Source organism: Streptomyces sp. YGL11-2 (genome assembly GCF_050054615.1).
Lineage (GTDB): Bacteria > Actinomycetota > Actinomycetes > Streptomycetales > Streptomycetaceae > Streptomyces.
This window is the reverse complement of sequence record NZ_JBNHIN010000037.1, coordinates 62,951-81,776: the sequence shown is the minus strand read 5'-3', so window position 1 is coordinate 81,776 and position 18,826 is coordinate 62,951. Positions and strand designations below refer to the sequence as shown.

The 18,826-nt window shown below is 72.9% G+C and carries 18 protein-coding genes; 17 read left to right on the top strand and 1 reads right to left on the bottom strand.

Annotated elements, in window-relative coordinates; translation table 11 throughout:
- Positions 1–238 precede the first annotated feature (238 nt).
- The 4 genes from ACO1BR_RS31665 (at position 239) to ACO1BR_RS31650 (ending at position 3,700) form a co-directional block, all read left to right on the top strand.
- Positions 239–466 carry a hypothetical protein gene (locus ACO1BR_RS31665; RefSeq protein ID WP_426798526.1) on the top strand — a complete coding sequence of 76 codons (228 nt, stop codon included), beginning with the start codon at positions 239–241 and terminating at the stop codon, positions 464–466.
- Between the two features lie 379 nt (positions 467–845).
- Complete coding sequence (locus ACO1BR_RS31660; RefSeq protein ID WP_426798525.1) at positions 846–2,393, top strand: AlkA N-terminal domain-containing protein; 1,548 nt, start codon at positions 846–848, stop codon at positions 2,391–2,393.
- Between the two features lie 31 nt (positions 2,394–2,424).
- Entirely contained in the window at positions 2,425–2,934 is a 510-nt protein-coding gene (locus tag ACO1BR_RS31655) for a methylated-DNA--[protein]-cysteine S-methyltransferase (protein WP_426798531.1), read from the top strand.
- Positions 2,935–2,971: 37 nt separating this feature from the next.
- Positions 2,972–3,700 (top strand): 2OG-Fe(II) oxygenase, encoded by a 729-nt coding sequence (locus ACO1BR_RS31650; protein WP_426798524.1) that lies wholly within the window; start codon positions 2,972–2,974, stop codon positions 3,698–3,700.
- Here the strand turns inward: ACO1BR_RS31650 and ACO1BR_RS31645 are convergent.
- Positions 3,688–4,719 (bottom strand): ScbA/BarX family gamma-butyrolactone biosynthesis protein, encoded by a 1,032-nt coding sequence (locus ACO1BR_RS31645; RefSeq protein ID WP_426798523.1) that lies wholly within the window; start codon positions 4,717–4,719, stop codon positions 3,688–3,690. The genes ACO1BR_RS31650 and ACO1BR_RS31645 overlap by 13 nt on opposite strands.
- Positions 4,720–4,892: 173 nt before the next feature.
- Between ACO1BR_RS31645 and ACO1BR_RS31640 the strand changes: the two genes are divergently transcribed.
- The 13 genes from ACO1BR_RS31640 (at position 4,893) to ACO1BR_RS31580 (ending at position 18,826) form a co-directional block, all read left to right on the top strand.
- Positions 4,893–5,588 (top strand): ScbR family autoregulator-binding transcription factor, encoded by a 696-nt coding sequence (locus tag ACO1BR_RS31640; RefSeq protein ID WP_426798522.1) that lies wholly within the window; start codon positions 4,893–4,895, stop codon positions 5,586–5,588.
- A 390-nt stretch (positions 5,589–5,978) separates the two neighbouring features.
- Positions 5,979–8,354 carry an MFS transporter gene (locus tag ACO1BR_RS31635; RefSeq protein ID WP_426798521.1) on the top strand — a complete coding sequence of 792 codons (2,376 nt, stop codon included), beginning with the start codon at positions 5,979–5,981 and terminating at the stop codon, positions 8,352–8,354.
- Positions 8,355–8,898: 544 nt separating this feature from the next.
- Positions 8,899–10,095, top strand: a complete 1,197-nt coding sequence (locus ACO1BR_RS31630; protein ID WP_426798520.1) for a Gfo/Idh/MocA family protein — start codon at positions 8,899–8,901, stop codon at positions 10,093–10,095.
- A 451-nt stretch (positions 10,096–10,546) separates the two neighbouring features.
- Complete coding sequence (locus ACO1BR_RS31625; protein ID WP_426798519.1) at positions 10,547–11,242, top strand: DUF4232 domain-containing protein; 696 nt, start codon at positions 10,547–10,549, stop codon at positions 11,240–11,242.
- A 159-nt stretch (positions 11,243–11,401) separates the two neighbouring features.
- Positions 11,402–12,481: a hydrogenase expression protein HypE gene (locus ACO1BR_RS31620; RefSeq protein WP_426798518.1), complete on the top strand. Its 1,080-nt coding sequence runs from the start codon at positions 11,402–11,404 to the stop codon at positions 12,479–12,481.
- Positions 12,482–12,611: 130 nt separating this feature from the next.
- A complete protein-coding gene (locus ACO1BR_RS31615; RefSeq protein WP_426798517.1) occupies positions 12,612–14,396 on the top strand; it encodes a nickel-dependent hydrogenase large subunit in 1,785 nt (594 codons plus the stop codon).
- Positions 14,393–14,935: a hypothetical protein gene (locus tag ACO1BR_RS31610; RefSeq protein WP_426798516.1), complete on the top strand. Its 543-nt coding sequence runs from the start codon at positions 14,393–14,395 to the stop codon at positions 14,933–14,935. Before ACO1BR_RS31615 ends, ACO1BR_RS31610 begins: the two co-directional genes overlap by 4 nt.
- Entirely contained in the window at positions 14,932–15,576 is a 645-nt protein-coding gene (locus ACO1BR_RS31605) for a DUF5947 family protein (protein WP_426798515.1), read from the top strand. Before ACO1BR_RS31610 ends, ACO1BR_RS31605 begins: the two co-directional genes overlap by 4 nt.
- Positions 15,573–16,268 carry a DUF6084 family protein gene (locus tag ACO1BR_RS31600; RefSeq protein ID WP_426798514.1) on the top strand — a complete coding sequence of 232 codons (696 nt, stop codon included), beginning with the start codon at positions 15,573–15,575 and terminating at the stop codon, positions 16,266–16,268. The genes ACO1BR_RS31605 and ACO1BR_RS31600 overlap by 4 nt, the downstream gene beginning before the upstream one ends.
- Positions 16,265–17,659, top strand: a complete 1,395-nt coding sequence (locus ACO1BR_RS31595) for a hypothetical protein (RefSeq protein WP_426798513.1) — start codon at positions 16,265–16,267, stop codon at positions 17,657–17,659. Before ACO1BR_RS31600 ends, ACO1BR_RS31595 begins: the two co-directional genes overlap by 4 nt.
- The gene (locus ACO1BR_RS31590) at positions 17,656–18,213 is read left to right on the top strand and encodes a hydrogenase maturation protease (protein WP_426798512.1); all 558 of its coding nucleotides are present in this window, start codon (positions 17,656–17,658) and stop codon (positions 18,211–18,213) included. The genes ACO1BR_RS31595 and ACO1BR_RS31590 overlap by 4 nt, the downstream gene beginning before the upstream one ends.
- Positions 18,207–18,308: a DUF6893 family small protein gene (locus ACO1BR_RS31585; protein WP_426798511.1), complete on the top strand. Its 102-nt coding sequence runs from the start codon at positions 18,207–18,209 to the stop codon at positions 18,306–18,308. Before ACO1BR_RS31590 ends, ACO1BR_RS31585 begins: the two co-directional genes overlap by 7 nt.
- A gap of 137 nt (positions 18,309–18,445) precedes the next feature.
- Complete coding sequence (locus ACO1BR_RS31580; RefSeq protein ID WP_426798510.1) at positions 18,446–18,826, top strand: hydrogenase maturation nickel metallochaperone HypA; 381 nt, start codon at positions 18,446–18,448, stop codon at positions 18,824–18,826.

Here is an 18,826-nt window from a genome sequence, read left to right as displayed (position 1 = left end):
TCGGACTGCTCGGCATCGACGAAACCTGCCCCCGCTGGCTGGACACCTCAGACCCCATGTGCGAAATCCGGGTCTAGAGGCTGCCCCTCGGCCGTCCGCCGTATGAGCTGCCGCCGCCCCAGCCGCCCCCGCCGCCACCCCTGCTGCGACCGTCTCCGTGACCGACTCGGTGACCGCGCCCCACCCGCCGACCCGCCGCCGAGGTGCGAGCGCGCGGAGCCCGGCGCACGCTGGAGGCATGACCGAGCATCCGCCTGTCATCGTGCATCCGCCGACGCCCTCCGGGGGCCGTCGGGTGACCGTGCACGGGCAGATCGTCGGCCTGGCCCACGGCCGCGGGGATGTGGCCGAATTCCTGCGCCGCGCGGGCGTCGCCGATCCGGCCGAGGACATCGCGCTGGACGATCCGCGCCTGGTTGAATGGCGCGGCGGCACGCTGGACGACTGGCCGGTGCCGCGCGCGTGAACCGTCCGGCAGCCTGGGTCTCCACTGTTCTGACCTGAGTCTCCACTGTTCTGAACTGAGCGCGTGCGCAGCGGAGTTGTACTGACGGGACGGTGGCGGCTCGATGTTGCCGCCGGGGACGACGGGACCTCGTACGTGGCGATCGGACCGTTGGGCGGTCGCCACGCGCCGAGTGCCGGTCGATGACCGAAGCCACCAGAAGTGGCTCGATGACTGGAGCCACCCGAAGTCCATGACCCGAGCCACCGGAACGGCAGGCGGCTCGCCCTCGGAGGCCGCCACCGGATCCCCGGCTCCGCCCCATGGCCGTCGCGTGCCCACCGCGGTGTCCGATTTCCGCCAGCACCGGCGCCCGGAGTGCCGCACAGTGGGTCGTGTGATGACCGAGGACAGCAGGTACGAGGCGGTGCGGAGCCGGGACGCCAGGTTCGACGGCGCCTTCTTCTTCGCCGTCTCCACGACCGGGATCTACTGCCGGCCGAGCTGCCCCGCGACCACGCCGCGGCGGCGGAACGTCCACTCCTATCCCACCGCGGCGGCGGCCCAGGGCTCCGGATTCCGGGCCTGTCGGCGCTGCCGCCCGGACGCGGTGCCCGGCTCCGCCGAGTGGAACGCGCGGGCCGACGTCGTAGGCCGGGCGATGCGGCTGATCGGCGACGGGGTGGTCGACCGCGAGGGCGTCGCCGGTCTGGCCGACCGGCTCGGCTACAGCGCCCGGCAGGTGCAGCGACAGCTGACCGCCGAGCTGGGCGCCGGGCCGGTCGCGCTGGCCCGCGCGCAGCGCGCCCACACCGCGCGGATCCTGCTCCAGACCACCGGGCTGCCGGTCTCCGAGATCGCCTTCGCGGCCGGCTTCGCCAGCGTCCGGCAGTTCAACGACACGATCAAGGAGATCTACGCGCTGACCCCGAGCGCCCTGCGCGCGGCCCGTCCCGCCGGCGCCGCCCGCCCCGGCAAGGGTGCCCGGTCCGCCCCCGTCGCGCCGTCCGCCACGCCCGGTGTCCTGCCGCTGCGGCTGCCGTTCCGCGGTCCGTACGCGGCGCGGCAGATCTTCGACCACCTCCAGCGGCACGCGCTCGCCGGGATCGAGGACGTCGGCGGCGCGCCCGGCCGCCGCACGTACCGGCGTACGCTGCGCCTCCCGAACGGCACCGGCATCGCGGAGGTCGACGAGGCCACCGGAGACGGTTGGCTGGAGTGCCGGCTGCGCCTGACCGAACTGCGCGATCTGACCACCGCCACGCAGCGGATCCGCCGCCTGTTCGACCTGGACGCCGACCCGTATGCGGTCGCCGGGCGGCTGGGCGCGGATCCCGTGCTCGCCCCGCTGGTGGCCCGCTACCCGGGTCTGCGCTTCCCGGGCGCCGCGGACCCGCAGGAGGTCGCCGTCCGCGCCGTGCTCGGCCGCCGGATGTCGGCCTCCGGCGCCCGTACGCTCGGCGGCGCACTGATCGCCGCGTACGGCGAGCCGCTGCCGCAGCCGGCCGGCGCGCTCACCCGTCTCTTCCCCCGCGTCGAGGACCTGGCGCGGGCGCCGCTCACCGGACTCGGCCTGCCCGAGGCCCGCCGCGCGACGCTGCGGACCCTCAGCGCCGCGCTCGCCGACCGCACGGTGATCCTGGACGCCGGAACCGACCGCGACGAGGCGGAACGCGCCCTCCTCGGCCTCCCCGGCATCGGCCCCTGGACCGCCGGCTACCTCCGCATGCGGGCGCTGGGCGACCCGGACGTCCTGCCGCCCGGCGAGGCGCGGGCGATCGAGGGCGCCGACCCGTCGGCCTGGCGCCCGTGGCGCTCGTACGCGACGCACTACCTCTGGACGGCCGAAGCCGCGGGCGACGCACCGGATCCCGGAGCGGCGGACCGGGATTGGCGGACCACCGGCCACTGCACCGCATCGACCCCGACCGACGCCCCGACCGACTGACGACGCGAACGGAATGACCGGACCCATGACCCTGACCCTTTACGCCACCCTCGCCAGTCCCCTCGGCGAACTCCTCCTGGTGGGCGAGGAATCGGCCACCGCACCGGGCGGTGTCGCGCTCGCCTCGCTGTCCGTACCGGGCCAGAAAGGCGGGGTGACCGTCCAGGACGGCTGGACGTACGACCCGGCCGCGTTCGCCGGGATCGAGCGGCAGCTGCGGGCCTACTTCGACGGCGCGCGGACCCGCTTCGAGATCCCGTACGTCACCCGCGGTACCGCCTTCCAGCAGCGCGTCTGGAAGGCGCTGGAGGACATTCCGTACGGCACCACGACCACCTACGGGCGGATCGCCGCCGACATCGGCGCGGCGCGCGGCGCGGTACGCGCCATCGGCACGGCCATCGGCGCCAACCCCCTGCTGGTCGTCCGGCCCTGCCACCGCGTCATCGGCGCCGACGGGTCGCTGACCGGCTACGCGGGCGGCCTGGAGCGCAAGGCGCAACTGCTCGCGCTCGAAGGCGCCCTGCCGACCGAGAGCTGACCCGCCCGACCGTCCCGCCCCTCTGGAGCACACCACCATGCCCGCCACCACGACCCGCCCCGCCGTCCTCGCCGATCGCGTGGCCGCCGCCGACTGGACGGCCCTCGCCGGCGAACTCGACTCCCTGGGCTGCGCGTTGACGCCGCAGCTGCTCACCCCGGCCGACTTCCGTGGGCTGAGCGGGCTCTACGACGAGCCCGGCCGCTTCCGCTCCACCGTCGACATGGCCCGGCACCGTTTCGGCGCCGGGCAGTACCGCTACTTCGCCGACCCGCTCCCCGAGCCCGTCCAGGCCCTGCGTGAGGCGTTCTACCCGTACCTGCTGCGGATCGCCCGCGACTGGGCGGCCCGGCTCGGCCGGCCGGCCCCCTGGCCGGACACGCTCGCCGACTGGCTGGAGATGTGCCATGAGGCCGGCCAGTCCAAGTCCGCCCAGATTCTGCTGCATTACGGGCCGGGCGACTGGAACGCCCTGCACCGCGACCTCTTCGGCGAGCTGGTCTTCCCGCTCCAGGTGGTCATCGGGCTCAACGCGCAGGGCACCGACTACACCGGTGGCGAGTTCCTGCTCGTCGAGCAGCGCCCGCGGGCGCAGTCCCGCGGTACCTCGACCGTGCTCCCGCAGGGCCGCGGGCTGGTCTTCACCACCCGGGACCGCCCGGTGCGCTCCGCCCGCGGCTGGTCGGCCGGTCCGGTGCGCCACGGCGTGAGCGCCGTACGCTCGGGCCGGCGGCACTCCCTGGGGCTGGTCTTTCACGGCGCCTGAGGCACCTCCGGCGCCGGGGGCGCGTCCGCCCGGCCGGGTCCGTCCAGTGCCGTGAGTGTCGAGGTGAAGACCGGCTCGCCGTTCTGCGAGCCGGTGACCTGGACCATCGTGGTGCGGGGGATCACCGACGGGACCCGGTGGGCCTCGATCACGCACGGGACGCCGTGTTCCGCGTAGCGGCAGAACTCCGTACCGAAGGCATAGGGGACGAAGGCGTCGGGAGCGGTCACCGCGCGGGCGGCCTGCTGGGCGGCGTCCAGCAGCGCCAGGCCGGGCACGTGGTCGTTCGCCGGGTTGACGACCGTGGCATGGCCGGGGGCGATGCGCAGCAGCCAGCGGTCGGGCCGGTCGGTGGGGGCGAGCAGCACATCGCCGTCGGTGGCGCTGCCGGTCAGGCCGGCCGGGACGGGCGTGGGGAGCGGGCCGACGGTACGGCGTGCCGCCAGGCGCTCGCCGCGGATCCGGCGGTAGACCGCGGGCGAGGTGACGCTCACGCTGGAATTGCCCGTCGCGACGATCCGGCCCTCCTTGCGGAGGGTCATGTCGAACCGGCTGCTTACCAGCGAACCGGCCCGCATGCGCGTCTTGCTGCACGTGACGTCGATGGTCAGGCGGGTCGGCTCGTTCTCAACGGCGAGCTGCTCGGGGTCGGTTGTGTAGACGAGGTCTCCGAGGATGAAGTGGTGGCCGACCGGCACGCCGAGTTCGGCGTGCGAGAGCAGCAGCCCCGCCTGGCGGATGGTCTCGCCGGCGAGGAGGAGGTGGTGCCGGCCGTTGGTCGGGGCGAAGTACCGGTGGTTGTGCGGCCACTGGGCGGTGACCGAGAAATGACTCGCGTCCAGCCGGCGCCACGACGTGATCAGGACATCCTCGGTGAACGGACGGTGCACGAATTCGCGCGGTACGCGGGTGGCGAATCCCCGACCGGGCCGGGCGTCGGCACGAGCATCCCGGACCGGCTGCGCCTGGCGCTTGGTCCGGGGCCGAATCGTGCCGCTGACCTGCAACGTGTCGCTCATGACTGCCCCCAGGCGTCTCTACGGGAAGAGGTACGACGCTGGTAAGATACGTACCATCCGGTTTTCTTTTCAATGCCGACGAGGAAATTCGAGCCAACGGCTGATCTGCGGGAGACTTGGGCGGCAACCCACTGTGGAAACACCCGTGTGCTTCGAGAGACAGGAGGCGTCCTGTGGCGCAACAGGACCGCGCGATCAGAACCCGGCGGACCATCTTGGAAGCCGCGGCGTCGGTTTTCGACGACCGTGGTTACGACCGCGCGACCATCGCCGAAGTCCTTGAGCGGGCCGGTGTCACCAAGGGTGCCCTCTATTTCCACTTCGCCTCGAAGGAGGAGCTCGCCCTCGCCGTGCTCGAAGAGCACGTGGTGGACATCGCGGTCGCGCCGCAGAAGATCAAGCTGCAGGAGTTCGTCGACTCGGGTCAGGTTCTGGCATACCGGCTGCGGCACGACCCCATGCAGCGGGGCGCGGCCCGCCTCGCCGTCGAGCAGGGTTCCAACCGCCTTGACCGCAAGCGGTCGATGCTGGCGTGGACCCGCTTCGTCGAGGAGTTGCTGACCGAGGCGAAGGAGCGTGGCGAGGTGATGGACAGCGTGGTCATACGGGAGACGGCCGAGCTGTTCGTCGGGGCGTTCGCCGGCCTCCAGACGATGTCGCACGCGCTGACCAATCAGGCCGACCTCTGCCACCGGCTGGCCATTTTCTTCGAACACACCCTGCCCAGCATCGCGGTGCCCGCGGTCCTCGCCAGGCTGAAACTGGACCCGGAACGCGGCGAGAAGCTCGACCTGGAACTCCAGGGCGGGCGCACGGAAGAGGGCACGTTCCTGGACGCGGGCAACTCCCTTGCGGACGCGGCGTCGTAGGGATTCGGGCCGTTGCCCGCGAGCCGGGAAGGGCGGGAGTCACAGGGGCGAAACGGGCGGATCGGCCGGCCGAACCATACCGGGCGTGCGGTACTGACCGGGGTCCCGGGCCGACCCGGGGCGATTGTCAGTGGCATGCGGTTCACTGGAGTCGGTGTCCGGAACGAGACCGGGGGAGGGGCCATGAACGGGCCGGCGGGCGGACCGCGATGCAGGTGGGCGGGAGTGAGGGAGATCACCCGCGGGCGGGCGAGACGGTGGGACGTGTGGCGGAATAGCGCCCCCAGATAAAACGTTCGGCATGCACGTACCAGGGGGTCGGCACTCCCCTTCACGACGCTCACCGCGCACCCCTCTCCGCTCACCCCTGCCGCACTGGAGGCCGCCCGCATGACCCAGACGACGACGGACCAGCTACCAGCAAGGGCGGCCGGCGCCTCCGCCGCGCCGCCCTCCTCCGCCCCGGGCAGGGACGCGCACCGCAGAGCGCGCGGCGGCATCGTCCCCGTCCTCGCCTTCGCCGGCATCGTCGTCGCGGTGATGCAGACGCTGCTCGTGCCGGTCATCAAGGACCTGCCGACGCTGCTCAACACCGCGGCCAGCAACGCCACATGGGTCATGACGGCCACCCTCCTCGCCGGTGCCGTCGCAACGCCCATCATGGGCCGCCTCGGCGACCTCTACGGCAAGCGGCGGATGCTGCTCACCAGCCTCGCCGTCATGGTCGTCGGCTCGCTGATCTGCGGGCTCACCGACGACCTGGTCGTCATGATCGTCGGCCGGGCGCTCCAGGGCTTCGCCATGGGAGCGATACCCCTCGGCATCGGCATCATGCGCGACGAGCTGCCGCGCGAACGGCTCGGCTCCGCCATGGCGTTGATGAGTTCGTCGATCGGCGTCGGCGGCGGGCTGGCGCTGCCGGCCGCCGCCCTGGTGGCCCAACACGCCGACTGGCACGCCCTGTTCTTCGGCGCTGCCGGGCTCGGTGTGCTGTCGATAGTGCTCATCCTCCTCCTCGTCCCCGAGACCGCGGTGCGGGCCCCGGGCCGCTTCGACGTCGCCGGAGCCCTCGGGCTGTCCGCCGGGCTCGTCGCCCTGCTGCTGCCGATCACCAAGGGCAGCGACTGGGGCTGGGGTTCGCCGACCACCCTCGGCCTGTTCGGGGCCGCGGCGCTGATATTGGCGCTGTGGGGCGTGATGGAGCTGCGGATCGCCGATCCGCTGGTCGACCTGCGGACCAGCGCGCGGCGCGAGGTGCTGCTCACCAACCTCGCCTCGATCACGGTCGGTGTGGCGTTCTACGCCATCTCGCTGGTGCTGCCGCAACTGCTCCAGCTGCCGAAGTCGACCGGCTACGGCCTGGGCCAGTCCATGGTGGTGGCCGGTCTGTGCGTGGCGCCCCTGGGCCTGACCATGATGTTCGTCGCCCCGGTGTACGCGCGGATCGCCGCCCGGCGCGGCCCCAAGATCTCGCTGCTGCTGGGCATGCTGGTCATCGGGATCGGCTACGGCGGCGGTATCGGCCTGATGAGCGCCCCCTGGCAGACGGTCATCATCGCGGTGGTCGTCGGAGCGGGCATCGGGCTGGCCTACTCCTCGCTGCCGGCGCTGATCGTCGGCGCCGTCGACCCCTCCGAGACCGGCGCGGCGAACGGCCTCAACACCCTGATGCGCTCGATCGGCACGTCCGTGTCCAGCGCCGTGATCGGCATGGTGCTCGCCCATATGTCGACGCGCATCGGCCCGGTCTCGGTGCCCACCATGTCCGGCTTCCGGGTCTCCTTCCTGATCGCCACCGCGGCGGTCGCCCTCGGCGTACTGGTGGCGGCCTTCCTGCCGTCCCAGCGGACCACGTCCCGGCCGACGCCGGTCGCCCGGCACGCGGAAGGGGCGGACGCGGCCGACGAGCCCGCCGCGGCCGACGCGGTGACGGCGGTGGCGGCCACGCGGGAGCCGGCGGCGGAGCGTGCCCCGGCGCAGGCACCCGCGGCCGGGTTCCGCGGGCGGGTCGTCGACGGGGCCGGCGGGCCGGTGCCGCGCGCCGGTGTCACGCTGATCGACCGGCAGGGGCGGCAGGCCGGTGTCACCACGGCCGACGCCGAGGGCCGCTATGCGCTCGCCGCCCCGGGTGCGGGCACGTACGTGCTCACCGGCGCCGCGCCGGGCCACACCCCGCACGCGGTCGCGGCCACCTGCCACGGCGTGGGCGCGCCCGTCGAGACGGACCTGATACTGACCGCAGCCGGCAGCCGCCTCGGCGGAACCGTGCTCGGCGGCCCGGACGGCACCCCGCTCGCCGGTGCGAGCATCGTCGTCACCGACGCCCGGGGCGATGTGGTGACCCGTACGACATCCGGCGCCGACGGCAGTTGGGCCGTCGCCCAGCTGGCGAACGGTGACCACACCCTCGTGCTCAGCGCCCCCGGCCATCAGCCGCAGGCCCGTGCCGTCCGGTGCTCCGGCGGCGGCCCGGAGCGCCAGGACGCCCGGCTCCGGCCGACCGCCACCGTGCGCGGCACGGTCCGCGGCCCGGACGGGCAGCCCCTGCGGGACGCCGCCGTGACCCTCCTCGACGACGGAACGGTCGCCGGACACACGGTCACCGGCTCGGACGGCGCCTTCGCGTTCGCCGACCTGAGCAGCCGTCACTACACCCTCGCGGCGGCCGGCTATCCGCCGCACGCCGCGCCGATATCCCTCACCGGCGGCGGCGACGCGGTGCTGGATCTGGACCTCGTCCAGCCGTCTGGTGCCGAGGCGGGCTGACGATCGCCGGCGAGCCCGTGCGCGACGCCCGTGCGCGCCGGGCCCGCACCGTGCCGACACGCCCCGGCCCGCCGCCGGGCGGTACGGCTCGCCGCACCGTCAAGTGCGCCCGCCTTTCGGCCGGTTCGGCTCGGAGCGTGCGGCCGGCCGCCTCGGCGCCGCCGCTCGCGACGGCCTCCACCAGGGCCGCGTGCCGGGCGTCGCCGCAACTGTGGCGCGGGTCAGGACACCTGCGCGCCGACCGTGCCCCTGCGGGCCGTTCTGCGAGCCGTCCTGGCGGCCGTCANCCTCGGCGCCGCCGCTCGCGACGGCCTCCACCAGGGCCGCGTGCCGGGCGTCGCCGCAACTGTGGCGCGGGTCAGGACACCTGCGCGCCGACCGTGCCCCTGCGGGCCGTTCTGCGAGCCGTCCTGGCGGCCGTCAACCGCCGCATCCTGTCCGCCCCAGCCCCGAGGCGTAAGCCGGCCGGCATGGGGGCAGACCGGCAGTCGGGTGCACCGGAGCGCCGGTGCACCCGCGGACGGGTGAGCGGACAGGAGACACCGTGGCAGCGGACCTCGGCATCGGCGTCATCGGACTCGGCCTGCGCGGCAACCTGGCGGACGCCGCGCACCGGCCCGGCCGGGGCTCCGCGGTCACCGCCGTCGCCGATCTCGACCCCGGCGTCCGCCGCCGCGCGGCCGCTCGCTTCGGCGCCCGCCTCGTCACCGGCGACCACCGCCAACTCCTCGCCGACGACCGGGTCGACGCGGTCATCGTCGCCACCCCCGACGACACCCATGAGCGCATCGCCTGCGACGCCCTGGTGGCGGGCTGCCCGGTCTACGTCGAAAAACCGCTCGGCATCACCGCCGAGAGCTGCGACACCATCCTGCGCACCGCCCGGCGGACCGGGACCCGGCTCTACGTCGGCCACAACATGCGGCACATGGGCGTGGTCCGGCTGATGCACCGTCTGATCGCCCGCGGCGACATCGGCGAGCCCAAGATGGTGTGGACCCGGCACTTCGTCTCGTACGGCGGCGACTACTACTTCAAGGACTGGCACGCCGACCGCCGCCGCACCACTGGTCTGCTGCTCCAGAAGGCCGCCCACGACATCGACGTGATCCATCTGCTCGCCGGCGGCTACACCCGCCGCGTCAACGCCCTCGGCGACCTCCTGGTCTACGGCGACCTGCCGCGCCGCGCCCCCGGCACCCCGCGCCCCGACGGCTGGCTGCGGGAGTACGACTGGCCGCCGACCGCCCGCCGGGATCTGCACCACGTGGTGGACGTCGAGGACGCGTCCGTGATGAACATGCAGCTCGACAACGGGGTGCTCGCCGCCTACCAGCAGTGCCACTTCACCCCCGACTACTGGCGCAACCACACCGTCATCGGCACCGAGGGCCGGCTGGAGAACTTCGGCGACGGCCCCGGCGACATCGTGCGGGTGTGGAACACCGGCCCCACCGGCTACCGCCCCGAAGGCGACGTCACCCACCGGGTGCCCGAGGCCGGCGGATCGCACGGCGGTGCCGACGCCCGGATCATCGACGAGTTCCTCCGGTTCGTCCGCGAGGGCGGGGCCACGGACACCTCACCGGTCTCCGCCCGGATGAGCGTCGCCGCGGGCGAGGCGGCCACCCGCTCACTGCGCTCCGGCGGCGTCCCGTACGAGGTGCCGCCGCTCGACGGCGAACTGCGGGGATACTTCGAGCGCGGTCAGGAGCCTTCGCCACCACGGCGCCGTCAATGACCGCGGTGCGTCCGCACCCGATGGTGGTATTTCGGCCGTCTGCGAACCACCGGCCCAGGCCCGGTGCCCACCGCCTCCCCGCGGACACCACCGGCGCCACCGCCCCGCGCGCGCCCGTATGCGCCGGACGGCGGCGCGGGACCGTACGGCGGGGCTCCCGGGGCGGCTGTGGCGGCCGGGACCGGTGGGCGGGAGGTCTGAAACGGCCGAACCTCGTAGTGCCGCGTCCGCAACCGTGAAGATTTCTGCGAGCCTGGACGGCGCACCGCAGTTCCGGCTGGTCACAAGGCCGCCGGGGCGGCGTCATCCCGGGCGCGCGGACTCGTTAGCGGTGTGTTAGCGCACCGTTAGCGGACCGGCAGTGCCCGGGGTCACGCTGGAAGAGCAACGGACGGACCGTACGCACCCAACTGTTACGAGGGTACCCACCTACCAGACGAGGGGGAGACTCATGTCGCTCACCATCAAGACCCTCGGCCGCGGCCGGCGTGTCGCCGCCGGATCGCTGATCGCCGTCACGGCGCTGACGCTCACCGCCTGCCAGAACGGCACGGACACCGCGTCCCGCCCCTCGTCGGCCGCCGCACCCGCAACCGCCACGGCGAACGGGCAGTCGGCCGGCGCCAACGCGCAGTCCACCGGAAACGGCGCCCGGTCGTCCAACGGCGCCAAGCCCTCCGGCGCCGCCGCGGGCCTGCCGAACGCCAGCCAGGCCAACCCCTCGGCCATGACGGACTCGGACCGCTGCACCGCGACCGACATGTCGCTGCACCTGGGCCGCGTCGACATCGGCGCGGGCAACATCCGCGTCCCGCTGGTGTTCACCAACAAGGGCAAGAAGGCGTGCTCGCTGCGCGGTTTCCCCGGCGTCTCGCTGATCCAGCGCGACGGGTCCTCCGTCGGAAAGCCGGCCAGCCGCGAGGGTGCCGCGGGCGGCACCATCCGCCTCCGGCCCGGGCAGAGCGCGCACGCCCTGCTGCACACGGTCAACGACGGTGTCTCGGACACCCCGTGCTGGAAGAACTCGCAGATCGTCTTCGTCTACCCGCCCGGCTCCAAGGAGTCGATGACCACCGGCAGCGGCGGGCTGCGGGTGTGCGGCGGCACGTTCACCGTGACGTCGATGGAGGCCGGGTCGCCGAGCTGACCCGCGAAACCCCTCTCCGGCCGCGGGGCCGTTCCGGTGCTGGTGCGTCACCGGAACGGCCCCGCTCGGCTCTCCAGGTGCCCGCAGCGGTGTTACGAAGGTGAACGGAAGCCGTCAGAGCGCTTCCGCTGCACCCCTCCCCTTAGGAGGCACACCGCCATGGATGCCGCACCCGCGACCGCGACCGACGCCGCCCGGCCGTCGGCCGAGGACGAGCCCCCGATCCACATCCTCTGGATCAACGCCGGCCTGAGTTGCGACGGCGACTCGGTCGCCCTGACCGCCGCGACCCAGCCGAGTATCGAGGAAATCGCGCTCAGCGTGCTGCCAGGACTTCCCAAGATCCAGGTGCACTGGCCGCTGATCGACTTCGAAAGCGGTCCGGTGCAGGGCGCGGACACCTTCATCGAGTGGTTCTTCAAGGGCGAACGCGGTGAGATCGACCCGTTCGTGCTGGTCATCGAGGGATCCGTCCCCAACGAGTCGATCAAGCCGGAGGGCTACTGGTGCGGCTTCGGGGACAACCCGGAGACCGGCCAGCCGATGACCACCAGCGACTGGATCGACCGGCTGGCCCCCAAGGCGCTCGCCGTCGTCGCCATCGGCACCTGCGCCACCTACGGCGGCATCCACGCCATGGCCGGCAATCCGACCGGCGCCATGGGCGTGCCCGACTACCTGGGCTGGGACTGGAAGTCCAAGGCCGGCATCCCGATCGTGTGCGTACCGGGCTGCCCGATCAAGCCCGACAACTTCTCCGAGACGCTGGTCTACCTGCTCTACCAGGCGGCCGGCGCGGCACCGATGATCCCGCTGGACGAGCAGCTGCGACCCACCTGGCTGTTCGGGGAGACCGTGCACGAGGGCTGCGACCGCGCCGGGTACTACGAGCAGGGGCAGTTCGCCACCACCTACGACTCGCCCAAGTGCCTGGTGAAGCTCGGATGCTGGGGACCCGTGGTCAAATGCAATGTGCCCAAGCGGGGCTGGATGGACGGCATTGGCGGCTGCCCCAACGTCGGCGGGGTCTGCATCGCCTGCACCATGCCCGGCTTCCCCGACAAGTTCATGCCGTTCATGGACGAGCCGCCCGGCGCGAAGCTCTCCAGCACCACCAGCGCCGCGTACGGCACCGTCGTCCGACGGCTCCGCGGCATCACGGCCCGGACCGTGGACCACGAACCGAAGTGGCGGCACCGCGGCGAGAAGCTGACCACCGGCTACCGGCGCCCGTGGTGACCACCCCGGGCCCGGCCGCCCCGGCGGCCGGCGGCCCGTCGGCAACCGCCTGAGCACACCTGCCGGACACGATGTCGGACCACAGGTCAGACCCCACTTCCCGCGCGCGCAGAAGGGCACGGCACACACCATGGCAGCGAAGACCAAGACGTCCGGTGACGGCAGCGGTCTGACGGAGATGTCCTGGGATCCGATCACCCGGATCGTGGGCAGTCTCGGTATCCACACGAAGATCGACTTCAAGCAGAAGCGGGTCGCGGAGTGCTACAGCACCTCGTCCGTCTTCCGCGGCTACAGCGTCTTCATGCGCGGCAAGGACCCGCGCGACGCCCACTTCATCACCAGCCGGATCTGCGGCATCTGCGGCGACAACCACGCCACGTGCTCGGTCTACACGCAGAACATGGCCTACGGGGTCAAGCCGCCGCACCTCGGCGAGTGGATCATCAACCTCGGCGAGTCCGCGGAGTACATGTTCGACCACAACATCTTCCAGGAGAACCTGGTCGGGGTCGACTACTGCGAGAAGATGGTCCGCGAGACCAACCCGGGTGTCTGGGAGCTCGCCCAGCGCACCGAGGCCCCGCACGCCGGCGAGCACGGCTACCGCACCATCGCCGACATCATGACCTCCCTCAACCCCATCGAGGGCGAGTTCTACCGCGAGGCGCTCCAGGTCAGCCGCTACACCCGGGAGATGTTCTGTCTGATGGAGGGCCGCCATGTGCACCCCTCCACGCTCTACCCGGGCGGCGTCGGCACCGTGGCCAGCGTCCAGCTCTTCACCGACTACCTCAGCCGGCTGATGCGCTACGTGGAGTTCATGAAGCGCGTGGTGCCCCTCCACGACGACCTGTTCGACTTCTTCTACGAGGCGCTGCCCGGCTACGAGGAGGTCGGCCGGCGGCGGGTGCTGCTCGGCTGCTGGGGTGCGCTCAACGACCCCGAGCACTGCGACTTCACCTACCGCAACATGACGGACTGGGGCCGGAAGATGTTCGTCACCCCGGGCATCATCGTCGACGGCAAGCTGGTCACCAACGACCTCACCCAGATCAACCTCGGTATCCGGATCCTGCTCGGTAGCTCCTACTACCAGGACTGGGAAGGCCAGGAGCAGTTCGTCACCCACGACCCGCTCGGCAACCCCATCGACCCGCGCCACCCCTGGAACCAGCACACCATCCCCGCCCCGCAGAAGCGGGACTTCAACGACAAGTACAGCTGGGTGATGTCGCCGCGCTGGTTCGACGGCAAGGAGCACCTGGCGCTGGACACCGGCGGCGGCCCGATCGCCCGCCTGTGGTCCACCGCGCTGTCCGGGCTCGTCGACACCCCGTACGTCAAGGCCACCGGCAACAGCGTCGTCATCGACCTGCCGCGCAGCATGACCCGGCCCGAGACCCGCTTCGAGTGGAAGATCCCGAAGTGGAGCAACGCGCTGGAGCGCAACCGCGCCCGCACCTACTTCCAGGCGTACGCGGCGGCCATGGCGCTGCACTTCGCCGAGCAGGGGCTGGAGGAGGTCCGCGCCGGACGCACCCAGACCTGGGAGAAGTTCGAGGTCCCCGACGAGTCCATCGGCTGCGGTTTCACCGAGGCGGTACGCGGCGTCCTCTCGCACCACATGGTCATTCGCGACGGCAAGATCGCCAACTACCACCCGTATCCGCCGACCCCCTGGAACGCCAGCACCCGCGACTCCTACGGCACCCCGGGCCCCTACGAGGACGCGGTGCAGAACACCCCGATCTTCGAGGAGAACTCCCCGGAGAACTTCAAGGGCATCGACATCATGCGGGCGGTGCGCAGCTTCGACCCGTGCCTGCCGTGCGGCGTCCACATGTACGTCGGCAACGGCCGGTCCGTGCAGAGCATGCACGTGCCAACCGGGCTGAGCGGACTGGCCGGATGACCGCGCCGACCGCCGAGCTGACGGGCCGCCGGGTCGAGGAAGTACTGGACCGCCTCACCGCGCAGGGCGACGCCGGATCGGTCGCCGCCGCCGAGGAACTCGTCCGCGTGCTGATGGACTTCTACGGCGCCGGGCTCACCCGGATCATGCACCTGGTGGAGCGGCGCACCGGCGAGGGCGGGCCGCGGGCCGCGCTGCTGGCGGACGAGCTGGTCAGCAGCCTGCTGGTGCTGCACGATCTGCACCCGGAGGACGTCACCACCCGCATCGGCCGGGCGCTGGAGAGCGTACGGAGGCAGATCGCCGCGGAGGTGGCGGAGTTCGACGCGGGCACCGGCGCGCTGCGGCTGCGGACCGCCGGGTCCGGCGGCTGCGGCTGCCCGGGCGGCGCGGCGGGCGACCGCGAGGCGGTGGCAGCGGCGCTGTCGTGCTTCGCACCCGAGGTGGCCTCGATCGCGTGGGAGGCGCAGGACCGCACGCCGGAGCCGGCCCTGCTGCAGATCTCCCGGCGCCCGCCGACCGCCGCCGCGGCGCCATGAGCACCCCGCAGACGGTCGCGCACCGCGGACTGCAGCGGTTCCGCGCCCCGGCGCCCCCGCCGCCCGAGCGCTGCGAACTGTGCGGTACCGAACTGGCCGGCCGGCACCGGCACTTGGTCGACACCACCAAACGCGCGCTGGCCTGCGCCTGCATCCCCTGCGCGCTGCTCTTCCAGCGGCCCGGCGCCGGCGGGGGGCAGTTCCGTACCGTCCCGGACCGCTGCCTCACCGACCCCACGCACCGCCTCGACGACGCGGCCTGGGACCGGCTCCAGATCCCCGTCGGCGTCGCGTTCTTCCTCCGCAACACGGCGCTGGACCGGCTGGTGGCGCTCTACCCCAGCCCGGCCGGCGCCACCGAGAGCGAACTCGACCCGGCGCGCTGGCAGACCCTGCTGGACGCCAGCGACCTGGCCGGGCTCCTGGAACCCGACGTGGAGGCCCTGCTGCTGCGCCGCACCGAGGACCGGATCGAGTGCTACCTCGTACCGGTCGACATCGCCTACGAACTCGTCGGCCGGATGCGGCTGTTGTGGCGGGGCTTCGACGGCGGTGTCGAGGCGCGCGAGGCGCTCACCGAGTTCTTCCGCGATGTCGCCGGCCGGGCCCGCGCGGCGCGTGAGGAGGACCGGCGGCCGTGACCGAGCTGTCCTTCACCTGCCTCGGCGTCCGCGCCGACCGCTACGCCGCCGCGCCCACCCTCCTCTTCCGGCTGCGGATCACCGCCCCGGGACCGGACCGGGTGCACGCCGTCGCACTGCGCTGCCAGCTGCGGATCGAACCGGCCCGGCGCGACTACGGACCCGAGGAGGCCGCCGGGCTGGCCGACCTCTTCGGCGAGCGGGCGCGCTGGGGCAGCACCCTCAAACCGCTCCAGTTCGCCCAGGTCTCCCTCGTCGTGCCGGGCTTCACCGGTGAGACGGAGGTGGATCTGCCGGTGCCCTGCACCTACGACCTGGAGGTCGCCGCCGGGCGCTACTTCCACGCGCTGCGGGACGGCGAGGTGCCGCTGCTGCTGCTGTTCTCCGGCACGGTGTTCGCCGGTGCCGGCGGCTTCCGGGTGATCCCGGTGCCCTGGCACAAAGAGGCGGTCTGCCGGATGCCGGTGTCCGTCTGGAAGGAGATGACCGACACCCACTTCCCGGGCGGCGGCTGGCTGCGGCTTCCCCGGGAGACCCTGGACGCGCTCCTCGCCTTCCGGTCCCGGCACGCGCTGCCGTCCTGGGAGGCCACCGTTGAGGCGCTGCTGGCCCGTGCGGAGAACCCCGGGCCGCGCGCCCGGCTCTTCCCCGGAGCCGCCGCCCGTCCCGTCACCGAGAGGACCGAGTCGTGACGACACATGTGCCGAACGATGCGCTGGGCGAGCGGTTCGCCGCCGTCCGGCAGGTTGCCGACGCCGTGCTGTTCGAGGGCTATGTGCTCTATCCCTACCGGGCGTCCGCCGCCAAGAACCGGATGCGCTGGCAGTTCGGCGTGCTGGTGCCGCCCACCTGGGGAGCGGACCGCGCCGAGCAGTCCCACCAGCGCACCGAATGCCTCATGGAGCCCCGCTCCGGCGCCCGGCTCCGCGCCGAGCTCCGGTTTCTGCGCGCCCAGCGGCGTACCGTCCAACGCCTGTGCCCGGACGGCGAGTTCGAGACCGTACCGGAACTGGAACTCCCCGACCGGGTGCTGGTCCCATGGGACGAGGGTGCCGAGGAGCGCTGCCCGCTCGACGTGGCGGTCGCCGATCTCGCCGGGGACGGCGTCACCGTCCCGTTGACCTGGCCCGCGGGCGAGGAAACCGAGCCGGTGCACGACGCGGACGGGCAGCTGGTCGGCCGGCTGGTGCGCCGCCGCGAGGAGGTCTGCGGCCGGCTGCGGCTGACGGCGAGCGAGGTCGACGGACCGTACGCGGTGCTGCGGCTGACCGCGACCGTGGAGAACACGAGCGACTGGGCACCGGAGCCGGCGGCCGACCGGGAGGCGGCGCTGCCGCGTTCGCTGGTCGCCGCGCATCTGCTGCTCGGCCTGAGCGGCGGCCGGTTCCTGTCCCTGACCGACCCGCCCGAGTGGGCCAAGGGCGCCGTCGCCGACTGCCGCAACGAGCACACCTGGCCGGTGCTCGCCGGCCCGCCCCGCAGCGACGACGTGGTCCTGTCGTCCCCGATCATCCTGGAGGACCACCCGGCCGTCGCCCCCGAGAGCCCCGGCCCGCTCTACGACGCCCTGGAGATCGACGAGATCCTCACCCTGCGCACGGCGGCCCTCACGGACCAGGAGAAGCGCGAGGCCCGTGGCACCGACCCCCGGGCGGCCGAGGTCATCGACCTCGCCGACACCATCCCGCCGGAGGTGCTGGACCGGCTGCACGGCGCCGTACGGTCACTGCACGAGGCCACCGGACCGGACCCGGCCCGGGAGGCGACCCGCACCGACGCCCCCTGGTGGGACCCCGGCAGCGACCGCTCGGTGGATCCCGAGCGCGACCGGATCATCATCAACGGCCGGTCGGTCGGCTCCGGCAGCCGCGTGCAGCTACGCCCCGGCCGGCGCCGCACCGACGCCCAGGACCTCTTCCTCCACGGGCTCACCGCACAGGTCGAGGCCGTCCTGCACGACGTGGACGGCGGGGTGCACCTCGCGGTGACCGTTGACGGCGACCCGGGCGCCGACATCCGGCGGGAGCAGGGCCGCTTCCTGTACTTCCAGCCCGACGAACTCGCGCCCCTGGAGGACGCGTGAACCGCGACGCGCCCCGCACCACGCCGAGCGGAAGGACACTGATCGCGGGCGTCGGCAACATCTTCCTCGGCGACGACGGCTTCGGCGTCGAGGCCGTCCGCGCGCTCGGCCAACACCCCCTCCCCGAGGGCGTCGAGGTCGTCGACGCCGGCGTGCGCGGCGTCCATCTCGCCTACCAGATGCTGGACGGCTACGAGACGGTGCTGCTGGTCGACGCCTGCGCGCGCGGCGGCGAACCCGGCTCGCTCCACGTCCTCGACGCCACCGACCCCACCGAACGACACGAGCCCGCGACCACCCCCCTCGACGGGCACCACATGACACCGGACACGGTGCTGGCGCTGCTCGACACGCTCAGCGCCGGCACCGGCGGCCGGCGCCCGCAGCGCGTCCTGGTCGTCGGCTGCGAACCGGCGGACACCGCGGAGGGCATCGGGCTCAGCGAGCCGGTCGCCGCCGCCGTCGACGAGGCCGTACGGATCGTGCTGAAGCTGGTCGGCGCGGACCGGCCGGCCCCGGCCACCACCAGTGAGAGGAACACGACACCATGCTGAAGCTGCTCCTCGGCGGCGCGTTCGCCGCCGCCGTCGCGCTCGCCCTGCGCAACCTGCCCGACCTCAAGCGCTATCTGCGGATGCGCACCATGTGACACCGGCCGGCGCGGGCCGCTGCACCGAACGGTGTACGCCACCGCGCCGCCCCGGCGAGGCACCCCGGACGCCCCGGGGCCGCGCCGTCTAATGAAGCCAGCGGCAACCGGTCGTCACACCAGAGAGAGACGGACCGATGCACGAGATGTCCATCGCGCTGGCGGTCGTGGACCAGGTCGAGAGCGCGGACCGGCCGGACGGGGCGACGGCGGTCAGCAGCGTCCGGCTGGAGATCGGCGAACTCGCCGGAGTGGTCCCCGACGCACTCGCCTTCTCGTTCCAACTCGCCTGTGAGGGAACGGTGCTGGCGGGTGCGGAACTCGTCACCGAAGCGGTCGTGGCGCGCGCCCGCTGCATCCCGTGCGCGGAGAGCTGGCCGGTCGGCATGCCGCCGCGACTGAGCTGCCCCGGATGCGGCGGGGCGTCCGTGGAGCTGCTGTCGGGCCGTGAACTGCGGATCACCGCTGTCAGCTGGCACGACGCCCCGGTACCCACACCGACGCACGAGGAGCGCTGA

Coding starts and splice junctions, on each gene's coding strand:
- ACO1BR_RS31665 (WP_426798526.1), top strand. CDS start 239: ATGACCGAGCATCCGCCTGTCATCGTGCATCCGCCGACGCCCTCCGGG.
- ACO1BR_RS31660 (WP_426798525.1), top strand. CDS start 846: ATGACCGAGGACAGCAGGTACGAGGCGGTGCGGAGCCGGGACGCCAGG.
- ACO1BR_RS31650 (WP_426798524.1), top strand. CDS start 2,972: ATGCCCGCCACCACGACCCGCCCCGCCGTCCTCGCCGATCGCGTGGCC.
- ACO1BR_RS31645 (WP_426798523.1), bottom strand. CDS start 4,719: ATGAGCGACACGTTGCAGGTCAGCGGCACGATTCGGCCCCGGACCAAG.
- ACO1BR_RS31635 (WP_426798521.1), top strand. CDS start 5,979: ATGACCCAGACGACGACGGACCAGCTACCAGCAAGGGCGGCCGGCGCC.
- ACO1BR_RS31625 (WP_426798519.1), top strand. CDS start 10,547: ATGTCGCTCACCATCAAGACCCTCGGCCGCGGCCGGCGTGTCGCCGCC.
- ACO1BR_RS31620 (WP_426798518.1), top strand. CDS start 11,402: ATGGATGCCGCACCCGCGACCGCGACCGACGCCGCCCGGCCGTCGGCC.
- ACO1BR_RS31615 (WP_426798517.1), top strand. CDS start 12,612: ATGGCAGCGAAGACCAAGACGTCCGGTGACGGCAGCGGTCTGACGGAG.
- ACO1BR_RS31610 (WP_426798516.1), top strand. CDS start 14,393: ATGACCGCGCCGACCGCCGAGCTGACGGGCCGCCGGGTCGAGGAAGTA.
- ACO1BR_RS31605 (WP_426798515.1), top strand. CDS start 14,932: ATGAGCACCCCGCAGACGGTCGCGCACCGCGGACTGCAGCGGTTCCGC.
- ACO1BR_RS31585 (WP_426798511.1), top strand. CDS start 18,207: ATGCTGAAGCTGCTCCTCGGCGGCGCGTTCGCCGCCGCCGTCGCGCTC.
- ACO1BR_RS31580 (WP_426798510.1), top strand. CDS start 18,446: ATGCACGAGATGTCCATCGCGCTGGCGGTCGTGGACCAGGTCGAGAGC.